The 12,077-nt window shown below is 69.6% G+C and carries 12 protein-coding genes and 1 pseudogene; 11 read left to right on the forward strand and 2 right to left on the reverse strand.

Features of this window, described 5'->3' with window-relative positions; genetic code table 11:
* Nucleotides 1–330: 330 nt before the first annotated feature.
* The 10 genes and pseudogenes from x551_RS26665 (at nt 331) to x551_RS00035 (ending at nt 9,543) form a co-directional block, all read left to right on the forward strand.
* Nucleotides 331–912, forward strand: a complete 582-nt coding sequence (locus x551_RS26665; protein ID WP_253950250.1) for an EscU/YscU/HrcU family type III secretion system export apparatus switch protein — start codon at nt 331–333, stop codon at nt 910–912.
* Between the two features lie 40 nt (nt 913–952).
* Nucleotides 953–1,498: an EscU/YscU/HrcU family type III secretion system export apparatus switch protein gene (locus x551_RS26670; protein WP_253950251.1), complete on the forward strand. Its 546-nt coding sequence runs from the start codon at nt 953–955 to the stop codon at nt 1,496–1,498.
* Nucleotides 1,495–3,595, forward strand: a pseudogene (gene flhA / locus x551_RS00010) (flagellar biosynthesis protein FlhA). Before x551_RS26670 ends, flhA begins: the two are co-directional and overlap by 4 nt.
* 37 nt (nt 3,596–3,632) lie before the next feature.
* On the forward strand, nt 3,633–4,772 hold the full coding sequence (locus tag x551_RS00015; protein ID WP_253950252.1) for a hypothetical protein: 1,140 nt from the start codon (nt 3,633–3,635) through the stop codon (nt 4,770–4,772).
* On the forward strand, nt 4,700–5,197 hold the full coding sequence (locus x551_RS26675) for a hypothetical protein (protein WP_253950253.1): 498 nt from the start codon (nt 4,700–4,702) through the stop codon (nt 5,195–5,197). The genes x551_RS00015 and x551_RS26675 overlap by 73 nt, the downstream gene beginning before the upstream one ends.
* A 31-nt stretch (nt 5,198–5,228) precedes the next feature.
* The gene (locus x551_RS00020) at nt 5,229–6,128 is read left to right on the forward strand and encodes an antiactivator of flagellar biosynthesis (RefSeq protein WP_011830656.1); all 900 of its coding nucleotides are present in this window, start codon (nt 5,229–5,231) and stop codon (nt 6,126–6,128) included.
* A gap of 50 nt (nt 6,129–6,178) precedes the next feature.
* The gene (locus x551_RS00025; protein WP_011830657.1) at nt 6,179–6,892 is read left to right on the forward strand and encodes an RNA polymerase sigma factor FliA; all 714 of its coding nucleotides are present in this window, start codon (nt 6,179–6,181) and stop codon (nt 6,890–6,892) included.
* 30 nt (nt 6,893–6,922) lie between these two features.
* Nucleotides 6,923–7,195, forward strand: a complete 273-nt coding sequence (locus tag x551_RS26680; protein WP_231497579.1) for a hypothetical protein — start codon at nt 6,923–6,925, stop codon at nt 7,193–7,195.
* 5 nt (nt 7,196–7,200) lie between these two features.
* The gene (locus x551_RS00030; RefSeq protein WP_231497580.1) at nt 7,201–8,274 is read left to right on the forward strand and encodes a methyl-accepting chemotaxis protein; all 1,074 of its coding nucleotides are present in this window, start codon (nt 7,201–7,203) and stop codon (nt 8,272–8,274) included.
* Nucleotides 8,275–8,394: 120 nt separating this feature from the next.
* A complete protein-coding gene (locus tag x551_RS00035) occupies nt 8,395–9,543 on the forward strand; it encodes a DUF6607 family protein (protein ID WP_231497581.1) in 1,149 nt (382 codons plus the stop codon).
* A gap of 30 nt (nt 9,544–9,573) precedes the next feature.
* Here x551_RS00035 and x551_RS00040 read toward each other — a convergent pair whose 3' ends face one another.
* Nucleotides 9,574–11,007 (reverse strand): wax ester/triacylglycerol synthase family O-acyltransferase, encoded by a 1,434-nt coding sequence (locus x551_RS00040; protein ID WP_036231336.1) that lies wholly within the window; start codon nt 11,005–11,007, stop codon nt 9,574–9,576.
* Nucleotides 11,008–11,115: 108 nt separating this feature from the next.
* On the opposite strand from x551_RS00040, the gene x551_RS00045 reads away from it, so the two are divergent.
* Nucleotides 11,116–11,370 carry an acyl-CoA-binding protein gene (locus x551_RS00045; protein WP_011830661.1) on the forward strand — a complete coding sequence of 85 codons (255 nt, stop codon included), beginning with the start codon at nt 11,116–11,118 and terminating at the stop codon, nt 11,368–11,370.
* A gap of 350 nt (nt 11,371–11,720) precedes the next feature.
* On the opposite strand, the gene x551_RS00050 is transcribed toward x551_RS00045, so the two are convergent.
* The gene (locus x551_RS00050; protein WP_011830662.1) at nt 11,721–12,068 is read right to left on the reverse strand and encodes a polyhydroxyalkanoic acid system family protein; all 348 of its coding nucleotides are present in this window, start codon (nt 12,066–12,068) and stop codon (nt 11,721–11,723) included.
* Nucleotides 12,069–12,077: the final 9 nt, after the last annotated feature.

A 12,077-nucleotide genomic window follows, 5' to 3' on the forward strand; every position in this document is an offset into this window, starting at 1 on the left:
CCCAGGCCAGCGGCCAGGTCGCCTCGCAACGCGACACGCTGGCGCGCGCCACCGCGGCCCTCGACCGCGCGATCGAGGTGCTGATCCCGCGCGAAGCAGCCGTCTACAACGCACGCGGCGCAGCAGCGCTGGCCGCGCACAGCGGGGTGGTGAAGGCCTGAGGCCCGGCGAACCCCAGGCTTCTTCCTCGCGGCGCTCTCAGGAGCGCCGTTCGCATTCAGGGCGGCATTCGGCCCGCGACCGGAAAAGCACGGTCCCTGCCCCGCTTATCTCGCTCAAGTTTTCGCGGCCTCCCGGAAGAATCCTCCTTCAGGACTCTTCCGAGGAACCATGGCCGATCAAGGCGCCCAAGACCGCAACCTGCCCGCGTCAGAACGCAAGCTGAAGAAGGCGCGTGAAGACGGGCAGGTGCCGCGCTCGCGCGACCTCGGTCACTTCGCGGCCGTGGCGGCCGGCATCGCCCTGCTGGCGGCGATGGCTCCCACCGCCACCGGCTGGATGACGCGGCTGCTGCAGAGCGGCCTGCGCTTCGATGCCGGCACCCTCAACGGCACCGCCAGCATGTCCGAGCGCCTGGCCGAACTGGGCGTGCAGTTCGCGTGGGCGATGCTGCCGATCGGGGCGGTGATGGTGCTGGCGGCGCTGGCGAGCAGCCTCACGGTCGGCGGCTGGAACTTCACGCTCAAGGCGATCGAGCCCAAGTTCAGCAAGCTCAACCCCCTGACCGGTCTCCCGCGCATGCTGTCGGCCGACCGCCTGGTGGACACCGTACGCAGCTGCGTGCTGGCGCTGGTGATCGGGCTGGTCGGTGCCTTCTATCTGTCGCAGAACGTCTTCCAGTTCACCAGCACGCTGACACTGCCGCTGCCCACGGCGCTGGCCCAGGCCGGCAACGACGTGCTCTACGGCTGATGTTCCTGCTGCTCGCGCTGGCCGTGTTCGCCTGATCGACGTGCCACTGCAGCGCTTCCAGCACGCCAAGCGGCTGAAGATGAGCCACCAGGAAATGAAGCAGGAGCACAAGGAGAACGAGGGCAACGTCGAGGTCAAGGCCAAGGTCAAGGCGCGCATGCGCGAGATGGCCAACCGCCGCATGCTCGCCGCCGTGCCCAAGGCCGACCTGGTGGTGATGAACCCGACCCACTATGCGGTCGCGCTGAAGTACGAGGAAGGCCGGGGCGGTGCCCCGCGCGTGGTCGCCAAGGGCGCCGACCTGATGGCGATGCGCATCCGCGACCTCGCCAAGGACTCCAAGGTGCCGGTACTGCAGGCCCCGGTGCTGGCGCGTGCCCTGTACGCGCACGCCGAGCTCGACCGCGAGATTCCGATCGCGCTCTACACCGCGGTGGCCCAGGTGCTGGCCTATGTGTACCAGCTGCGCGCCGCGCTGGCCGGCAAGGCACCGCTGCCGGGCGAACTGCCCGAGCTGCCGGTGCCCGCCGAGCTCGACCCGCACAACAAACCGTCTTCCGCAGAAAGCGCTGAGGTCCCGGCATGAACCCGATGCTCTCCCAAGTCCAGGCCTGGCTGGGTCCCAACGCCCGCATGATCCGCAGCCTGGCAGTGCCGCTGCTGGTGCTGATGGTGCTGGCGATGATGGTGCTGCCGCTGCCGCCGCTGGCGCTGGACCTGCTGTTCACCTTCAACATCGCGATCGCGCTGATGGTGATGATGGTGTCGGCCTACATGGTCAAGCCGCTGGACTTCTCGGCCTTCCCGGCGGTGATCCTGCTGACCACGCTGCTGCGGCTGTCGCTGAACGTGGCCTCGTCGCGCGTGGTGCTGATGGAAGGCCACACCGGCCCGGGCGCCGCCGGCGCGGTGATCGAGAGCTTCGGCCACTTCCTGATCGGCGGCAACTTCGCGGTCGGCATCATCGTGTTCGCGATCCTGGTGGTCATCAACTTCATCGTGGTGACCAAGGGCGCCGAGCGCATCGCCGAGGTCGGCGCGCGCTTCACCCTGGACGCGATGCCCGGCAAGCAAATGGCGATCGACGCCGACCTGAACGCCGGCCTGATCGACGAGAAGGAGGCCAAGCGCCGTCGCGCCGAGGTGGGCAACGAGGCGGAGTTCTTCGGCTCCATGGACGGTGCCAGCAAGTTCGTGCGCGGCGACGCGATCGCCGGCATGCTGATCCTGTTCATCAACATCGTGGGCGGCTTCATCATCGGCGTGGTCCAGCACGACCTCAGCGCCGGCAAGGCCGCCGACAGCTACATCCTGCTGGCCATCGGCGACGCGCTGGTGGCGCAGATCCCGGCCCTGCTGATCTCGGTGGCGGCCGCCATGGTGGTGTCGCGCGTCGGCAAGGAGCAGGACGTCGGCGAACAGATCATGGGCCAGATGTTCAAGACGCCCAAGTCGGTGGGCATCGTGGCCGGCGTGATCGGGCTGCTGGGCGTGATCCCGGGCATGCCGCACTTCGTGTTCCTGCTGATCGCGAGCGCGCTCGGCTACGTCGCATGGCTGATGCACCAGCGCGAGCAGCGCGCCAAGCTGGCGCCCCCCAGGCCGGCCGCCGCGGCCGGCCCGGCCCCCGACGCGAGGCCAGCTGGGACGACCTGCAGCCGGTCGACACGCTGGCCTGGAAGTGGGCTACCGCCTCATCGCGCTGGTGGACAAGGAACGCCAGGGCGACCTGATGACGCGCATCAAGGGCGTGCGCCGCAAGTTCGCGCAGGACGTGGGCTTCCTGCCGCCGTCGGTGCACATCCGCGACAACCTCGAGCTGCGCCCCAGCATGTACCGGCTCACGCTGCGCGGCGCCGTGATCGGCGAGGGAGAAGCCTTCCCCGGCATGCTGATGGCCATCAACCCCGGCCACGCCAGCACGCCGTTGATCGGTACCACCACCACCGACCCGGCCTTCGGCCTGCCCGCCACGTGGATCGAGGAGCGCCAGCGCGAAGCGGCGCAAATGGCCGGCTATACGGTCGTTGATTGCTCGACCGTGGTGGCGACCCACCTCTCACACTTGATGCAAGTGAATGCAGCGCGCCTGCTGGGCCGCGTGGAAACGCAGCAGCTGGTCGAGCATGTGACGAAGTTGGCACCCAAACTCATCGAAGACGTGGTCCCGAAGATGGTCCCCATCGCCGCCCTCCAGAAACTGCTCCAGCTGCTGCTGGAGGAAGGCGTGCACATCCGCGACATGCGCTCGGTGGTGGAAGCGCTGGCCGAGCACGTCGGCGCCAACCCCAACCTCGCCAACGACCCGCAGGAGCTGTCGCGCCGCATCCGCGTGGCACTGGCGCCTGCGATCGTGCAGCAGATCTACGGCCCGGTGCGCGAGCTCGAGGTGATCGCCATCGAGCCCGACCTCGAGCGCCTGCTGTCGCAGGCCCTGACCTCGCAGAACGGCCCGGTGCTGGACCCCAGCATGGCCGACATCCTGACCCGTTCCGCCGCCGACTCCGCCAAGCGCCAGGAGGACCTGGGCCACCCGGCCTGCCTGCTGGTGCCCGATGCGATCCGCGTGCCCATCGCCCGTTTGCTCAAGCGCGCCGCGCCGCGGCTGCGTGTGCTCTCGCACAGCGAGATCCCAGACACCCATTCGATCCGCATCGGCTCGATCATCGGCGCCGCCGCTTGATCCGCCCCCCTGACAGACCCCGACCCAGAGGCTCCGCATGAACGTCCAACGCTTCACAGGCCGTACCTCGCGCGACGCGATGACCAAGATGCGCCAGGCCCTCGGCGACGACGCCGTGGTGCTGTCGACCAAGCCCTGCCCCGAAGGCATCGAGATGCTGGCGATGGCGCCGGGCGCGCTGGCCGCGGTCGAGCGCCAGGCCGCCGTGCAGCAGCAGGCCGCCGCCGCGCAGCCGGCGCCCGCCAAGCCCGCGAAGCCGGTCAAGGCCGCCAAGGGTGGCCGTTCCGCGACGGCCGACGATGTGCAGCAGGACGTGGAACAACTGTCGATGAGCACGCTGTCCTTCCAGGACTACGTGCGCGACCGCATGCTGAAGAAGCGCGAGGCCGCGTTGCGCGGCGAAGCGCTGCGCGAGGAACGCACCGAGCCGACCCTCAACGTCGCCCCGATGGCGCCGGCCCGTGCCGCCGCCCAGGCGACGCTGTACGCCCAGGATCTGGACGACGACGATGCGGTCGACGCGGCGGTCGATGCCGTGCAGCACCGGATCGCCAGCCAGCAGGCCGCCACCATGCCGGTGCTGCGCGAGCAGGTGGTCTACGGCCGCCAGACACAGTCCGCCACCGCCAGCCCGCCGATCCTGCGCGAGGCCCAGGCCGATGCCACGATGCTGAGCGAGCTGCGCTCGATGAAGGGGCTGATCGAGGAGCGCTTCGGCGCGCTGGCCTTCATGGAGAAGCTGCAGCGCGAGCCCGCTCAGGCCAAGCTGACCCAGAAGCTGCTCGAGTGCGGCTTCTCGCCGGTGCTGATCCGCAAGCTGGTGGCTGGCATGACGGCCGACGTCGGCGACGAGCAGGCCTGGGCCGCCAGCGTGCTGGAGCGCAACCTGATGACCGGCGAGCGCGAGCTGCCGATCGAGGACCAGGGCGGCGTGTTCGCGATGATCGGCGCCACCGGCGTCGGCAAGACCACGTCGACCGCCAAGCTGGCCGCCGCCTTCGCCACCCGGCATGGCGCGTCCAACCTCGGCCTGATCACCCTCGACGCTACCGTCTCGGTGCCCACGAACAGCTGCGCGCCTACGGCCGCATCCTCGGCGTGCCGGTGCACACCGCCCACGACCGCACCGCGCTGGAAGACCTGCTGGAGCTGCTGTCGGCCAAGAAGATGGTGCTGATCGACACCGCCGGCGTCGCCCAGCGCGACACCCGCACGCGCGAACTGCTCGACATGCTGGCGCACCCTTCGATCAACAAGCTGCTGGTGGTCAACACCGCCGTGCAGGGCGAGACCATCGACGACGTGATGACCTCCTACCGTGCCGCCGCCTGCAAGGGCATCGTGCTGTCCAAGCTCGACGAGGCCGTGAAGCTGGCGCCGGCACTCGACGCCGTGATCCGCCACAAGCAGAAGATCGTCGCGGTGGCCAACGGCCAGCGAGTGCCCGAGGACTGGCATCGCCTGTCGGGTCAGGCCCTGGTGCACCGCGCGCTGCGCGCCACCGGCAGCCCGGCCTACAACTTCGACGCGAGCGAGATGAACCTGGTGTTCGCCACGCCGCAGATGACGGAACGCCGCCCCGTACCGGCCGGCCGCGCCTGAGCTTCCCGATCCCGACGACCCCGCTGCCGCCATGTCCACCGACCTGCCCCGCCGCGCCTGCCGCCCCGCCACCGACAGCTGGTACAACCAGCTCGACGATCTGCCGACCCACCCCGCACCGGCCGACCAGGCCCAGGGCCTGCGCCGCCTGTTCGTGAGCCGCACGATGCGCTGCATCCCGGTGGTGTCCAACCCGAAGATCGCCTTCGGCGGCGCCCTGCTGGAGCGCCTGTGCAGCGCCTACGCCGAGCAGGGTCTGCGCACGCTCGTGGTCGACGCCGGCGAGAACGCCCGCGCACCAGCCGAGCTGGCGAGCTTCGACCTCGCAGAGGGCGTGGAGACGCTGAGCCCGCACGTGAGCTACCTCGCTGCCGGCGGCCTGACGCTGCGCTTCGTGGATGCGAGCGGCTCGACCTCCGGCTTCCTCGACGCCATTTCCGAAGCCGCTCCCGACATCGATGTGCTGCTGGTGCATGCCAGCGCTGCCGAACTGGCCCGTCTGTTCGCGCGTCGCGTTCAGGAGCTGCAGGCGGCCACGGTGCGCCCCATCGTCCTGTGCGACGAGCAGCCCGACAGCGTCACGCACGCTTATGCGGCCATCAAGCTGCTGGCGACGCGCGCCGCCTTGCTGACGCACGACCTGCTGTTCAGCGCCCCGCCCGATTCGCCGCGCGCGGCCAAGGTGGCCGAACGCATGGCGCGCTGCGCCGACGACTTCCTGGGGGCCACGCTGCACGACTGGGTGGCCGTCGACCCGGCCGAGGCGCCCACCGATGGCCCGAGCCTGCGGCTGAAGCGCCTGGCACGTGAACAGCTCGCCTGCGCACTGCCGCACACCGTGAGCGACAGCGTGTTCGGCGCACTGGCCGGCGAGATCGGCGCACGCTCCGCGCTGCCGTCGCTGGGCTCGCGCCTGCCGCGGTCGCGCTGAATCCCCGATCGAAGACCGAACGAACCGCCGAACACCGCCTGGAGCCCGACATGTACACCGCCACCGGTCGCCTCGAAACGAACGCCATGATCAAGCAGTACAGCCCGCTGGTGCGTCGTCTTGCGCACCAGATGATTGCCAAGCTGCCGGCCAACGTGGAGATCGACGACCTGATCCAGGTCGGCCTGATCGGCCTCACCGACGCGATGTCGCGCTTCGACAGTGCGCAGGGCGTGCAGTTCGAGACCTTCGCCACCCAGCGCATCCGTGGCGCGATGCTCGACGAGCTGCGCGGCAGCGACTGGATGAGCCGCGGCAACCGCAAGCAGCAGCGCGAGATCGAGGTCGCGGTGCACAAGCTGCAGCAGCAGCTCGGCCGCGCGCCGGCGGAGAGCGAGATCGCCAAGCAGATGGGCCTGTCGCTCGCCGACTACCAGGAGCTGCTGGGCAAGGTGCGCGGCACGCAGCTCGTCTATCTGGAGGACATGTCCGGCGACGATGGCGACAACGATTTCCTCGACCGCCACGTGGCCGACGAGAACGAGAACCCGGTGGCCCTGCTGCAGGACCATCGCATGCGCCTGGCGCTGATCGAGGCCATCAAGACCCTGCCCGAGCGCGAGCAGTTCGTGATGGGGATGTACTACGAGCAGGACATGAACCTCAAGGAGATCGCCGCAGTGCTGGGCGTGACCGAATCGCGCGTCTGCCAGCTGCACAGCCAGTCGATCGCGCGCCTGCGCGCCAAGCTGCGCGACCACTGAACCCCAAAAAGAAGCGAGCACGAGACAACCATGCTGAGCCTGTTCAAGAAGACCCCGAGCGCGGCCGCTGCCACCGACCCGGCACCCGTCGCGGCGCCAGCTCCCGACCTGCGCCAGGCGGTGCAGAGCATCGCCCAGGCGGCCTCCCGTCTCGGCCGTGACGCGGCCGAGGTGCGCGGCCTGATCGAGGACAGCAACCAGGTCAACCAGCGCCAGGTCCAGGCACTGCAGACGCTCGGCAGCCAGCTGGGCGAGGTGCAGCGCGCGCAAGGGGCATCGGTACCACCACCACCGAGAGCCTGAAGGCCGTGGAGCGCGCACGCGCCGCGGTGGAGCAGGTGGGCACCGAGGTGGGCGGTATCGTCGACACGCTGCGCCAGGTGGCGGCCGCGGCCGGACAGATCACGCAGATCGCGCTGCAGACGCGCCTGGTGGCGTTCAACGCCTCGGTCGAGGCCGGCCGGGCCGGCGAGGCCGGACGCGGCTTCGGTGTCGTGGCCGACGCGGTGAAGGACCTGTCGGCCAAGGTCGAGGCCTCGTCGAAGCAGATCATGAGCACCGTGGCCGAGCTCGACCAGCGCGTCGGCGCGCTGGCGCGCGAGATCCAGTTGCGCGAGGGCGAGGCGCCGCAAGGCGCCTTCCACCGGGCGCTGGCCGAGGTGCAGGGCGGGGTCGGCAGCATCAGCGCCGCGGCGGTGCAGAGCCGCACGATCTGCGACGGCCTGAACGAGCAGATGGCCGCGATCGACCGCGAGATGCAGCGCTCCAGCCAGACGCTGGGCAGCGCCACGGCGCGCAGCGAAGCCTTCCTGAAGGTCAGCGAGAACATGATCGAAGTGGTGGCCGACTGCGGCATCGACACCGACGACACGCCCTACATCCGCGGTGTCCAGGAGGCGGCCTCGCAGATCAGCAAGCTGCTGGAGGACGCGCTGCGCACCAACACCATCGCCGTCGCCGACCTGTTCGACGAGAACTACCAGGCCGTGCCCGGCACCAACCCGGCCCAGCACACCACGCGCTTCGTCGCGCTGGCCGACCGGCTGTTCCCGCAGGTGCAGGAGCGCCTGCTGACGCTGAACCAGAAGGTCGTCTACTGCATCGCGGTCGACCGCAACGGCTACGTCGCCACGCACAACCGCCAGTACTGCAACCCGCAGCGCAGCAACGATCCGGTGTGGAACACCGCGAACAGCCGCTACCGCCGCATCTTCAACGACCGCACCGGCCTCGCGTCGGCGCGCAACACCCGGCCCTTCCTGCTGCAGACCTACCGGCGCGACATGGGCGGCGGCAACTTCGTGCTGATGAAGGAAGCCGCGGCACCGGTCACCGTCAACGGTCGCCACTGGGGCGGCGTGCGGCTGGCCTTCCAGTTCTGAGCCTGACCCGATCCATGCAGGACGGCGCCCCGGGGCGCCGTTTTCATGGGCGAGCGCCAAGCCCGGACATTCGGCAGGTGCATTGCGGCCGGCGGCGCGAACGCGCACAGAATGCGCCGCATGAAGAAGTCCCCCGCACTGCTGTTCCTGCTTGCGCTGCTGACCCTGCCCTGGGCCGCTGCGGCCTACACCGAGGCGGCTCCGGCCGCCGCACCCAGCCAGTTCATCTTCGCCTGGCCGCTCGGCGAGGCGGCACTGAAGCCGCGCGGCGCCAGCACGCGCGGCGTGCCGGTCGAGCTCGACACCGCGGCCAGCGAGGCCTGGAAGCGGCTGCGCGAGCCCGGTCTCAGCGCGCGCGAGCGCGACCGCCGCGCCATCCTCGCGATGGCCGGTCCCTACCGCGTGAGCTTCGACTTCCTCGAGGTGCTGCGCTTCGATCCCGCGCTGAAGCCGGACGCGCCCTACCAGAGCTGGGGCACCGAGCAGGTGTTCGTGTCCGAGGACCGCGGCGACTTCATCGCACTGCAGCACATCCTGGTGATGCGGGTGCAGATGCAGGACGGCCAGGTCAGCGAGCCCATCGTCGTGCGGCACTGGCGGCAGGAGTGGCGCTACGAGGCCGACAGCCTGCTCGCCTACGAAGGCCGCAACACCTGGGTGCGCCGGCCGGTACCGGCCGGTGAACGCAGTGGCAGCTGGGTGCAGAGCGTGCTGCAGGTCGACGACTCGCCGCGCTACGCGGCGCGCGGGCGCTGGCAGCACGGCGACAGCTTCTCCACCTGGATCAGCGACGAGACCTGGCGCCCGCTGCCGCGGCGCGAGTTCAGCGTCCGCAGCGACTACCAGGTGCTGGTCGGCAGCAACCGCCACACCATCACGCCCGGCGGCTGGGTGCAGGAGGAGAACAACCTGAAGCTCGCGCTCGGCGATGGCGGCCGGCCACGCGCGACGCTGCCCTATCTGGCGCGCGAGTACGGCGTGGCGCGCTACGAGCGCATCACCGGCCACGACTTCAGCGCCGGCCAGACCTACTTCGAGCGCACCGAGCCGTTCTGGGCCGAGGTGCGCGCCGCCTGGCGCCGCATCGGCAGCGCCCAGCCGCGCTTCGCGCTGCGTGCGCCGGTCGACCAGGGCGGGCTGTTCGCGCCCTTCTTCGAGTACGCCGAGGGCCTGGTCGAGGGCAAGCGTTTCGACGTCGACGATGCCCGGCGCTTCATCGACCGGACGCTGGCGGAGCGCTACCTGGCCGGCCTGCCGACGCCGCCGTGACCGCCACCGCCGGGCGTGCGTGAGGCGTCCTCACTCGCCCCACGGCAGCATCAGCGTCACCAGCAGCAGCTTCTCGAACTCGGGTGCGAAGCGCTCGATGATCGCCTCGGGGTCCGGGCACAGCGTGGAGTCGGTGATCAGCCCGAACTGCACGCCGCCACCGTAGGAGAGGATGGACACGCCCATGCCGATGTCGCCCGACTGCGGTACCCAGAACATGGTCTGCCGCAGCGTGGCACCGCAGAACTTCAGCGGCTCCTTCGGGCCGGGCACGTTGGTCATGACCGCCGTCGCCTTCTTGGCGAACAGGTTCAGAAGCGCGTGCTGCACGGGCTTGACCAGCAGCCCGGCGATGGCGAGCACGCCGAACGCGAGCACCGGCTGGTAGCTGCCCTTGAGCTCGTTCATGCGGCGGCGCACCGCGTAGACACGCTGCACCGGGTTGGCGATGCCGATCGGCAGCACCAGCGGCACCAGGCCGAAGCGGTTGCCCAGCTGATGCGCCTTCTCCAGCGGCCGCAGGTTGACCGGCACCATCGCACGGATCTCCTGGCCGGTGGGGTCGTCGCCCTTTGCCTCGAGGTAGCCGCCGATCGCACCGGCGGCGCAGGCCAGCAGCACGTCGTTGATCGACGCGCCCAGTGCCTTGCCGACCGAGCGCACGTCGTCCAGCGGGATCGGCTCGCACCACGCCACGCGCTTGCTGGTGCCGGGCTTGCCCTTGAGCCGCGTCGGCGAGTCGTCGGGCATCAGCGCGAGCGCAGCGACGTCCTTGACGATCTGGGCGCCGGTGAGCGCCATCTCGACCGAGCCGAACAACGGCTGCTGCGGCTTCGACAGCAGCTCGACGGACTTGGCGACGCCGTCGCCGTAGAGGCCGATGGCCTTGATCGCGACGTCGGTGATCGGCTTGAGCACCGCATCGCTCAGCCAGTCCTTCTCGTCGTCGGGCTTCTGTGCGCGCTCGGGCGGCGGCTTGCCGCCGTCGGTGATCGACAGCATCACCGAGATCAGCGCGATGCCGTCGGCGATGCAATGGTGGATGCGCGCGATCATCGCGCTGCCGCGCCGGCCCTCGACGTCGGGGTAGTCCTCGATCAGGTGCAGCTGCCACAGCGGGTGGGCCGGGTCGAGCGGGGTGGTCGCCAGCTCGGCGGCCCGCGCCTCCAGCGCTTGGCGCGGGCTCTGTCCCTTGCGCGGCGCCAGTCGCTCGCTGCGCACGTGGCGCTGCAGGTCGAAGCTGCGATCGGTGACCCAGCTCGCGCCCATCGCGTCCTCCACCACCTTCTGGCGGAAGCGCTTGTACTTCAGCAGGCGCTCCTCGACGCGCTGGCACAGCGCCGCATGCGACACGCCGGGCTCGAGCAGCCACACGCCCAGGATCATCATCAGGTTGGACGGATTGTCCATGCGCAGCCACGCGGTATCGACACGCGACATGCGCTCCGGCGTGGCGGTGGCCATCAAGGGTCTCCTCGGGTTGTTCTCGGGTTTTGGCCGCGACGATGCTCGGTAAGATCGACAGCGTCAATCTGATTTTCACTGCTGTCCCCTGCCCACGAGGAGCGCTCCATGGCCGATCTGAAAGCCCGCTTCGATGCCGCCGTCGCTGCGTCCAAGACCCTGCCGGAGAAGCCGGACAACCAGACCTTGCTGAGGATCTACGCCCTCTACAAGCAGGCAACCGCCGGCGACGTGGACGGCAAGCGCCCCGGCTTCTCCGACATGGTGGGTCGCGCGAAGTGGGACGCGTGGAATGAACTGAAGGGCACCGCCGGCGAGTCTGCGCAGCAGGATTACATCGAGTTGATCGAGTCGCTGAAGTAGGGAGTCGCGCTTGGCATGTGCAGCGTGTGAGCGCTGCTGACCAGGGCATCGGGTGAACGGCTGCGTTCGTGTCCCCCGGGGCCGGCCCCGCGGGCCGACCGCTCCTCCTTTACCTCACTTCGCCATTCACCCGATGCCCTGGTCGCACGCACCACCGCGGCACGCGAAGGCTTCACAACCCCAGCACACCGCGGTGTATTGAAGCGCCGTGACGGGCCGCTGTGTGGAGTGAAGTAGAGGAGGAGAGCCCGGCCGGAGGGCGGGCTCGGGGGACATGAACGCAACACAGTGGACCGGCGCGGCGCCCGCTCAGCGCTCGCATACAGGCCGTATGAAACGTGCAGACCTTGTCAGGTCTTCTTGCGCGCCGCCTTCTTCGCCGCAGCCGGCGCCTTGGCGCGCTTGTGCTCCGCCGCCAGCAGGCCGTCGAGGTTCTTCTCGATCTCGCCCTCGATGGTCTTCTGGAAGGCGCCGAGCAGGAAGCTCAGCTTCGCGGCGAGCTCGAAGGCATCGCTGCGCACGAGCAGCGTGCCGTTCACGCCGCTGCGCGTGAAGTGCACCACGTCCTCGTCATCGCCCTCCTCCACCGTGCATTCCATGCCGAACTTGGCTTCGGCGTCCTCGGCCCATTTCCACGCGATCTCGCGGGCGCGCTTCAGGCCGAGCTGGTGGGGGCGATGCAGGGCGATGTCGGGCATGGAGACACT

This window comes from Methylibium sp. T29 (assembly GCF_000576205.1).
In the GTDB taxonomy this organism is placed as follows: domain Bacteria; phylum Pseudomonadota; class Gammaproteobacteria; order Burkholderiales; family Burkholderiaceae_C; genus Methylibium; species Methylibium petroleiphilum.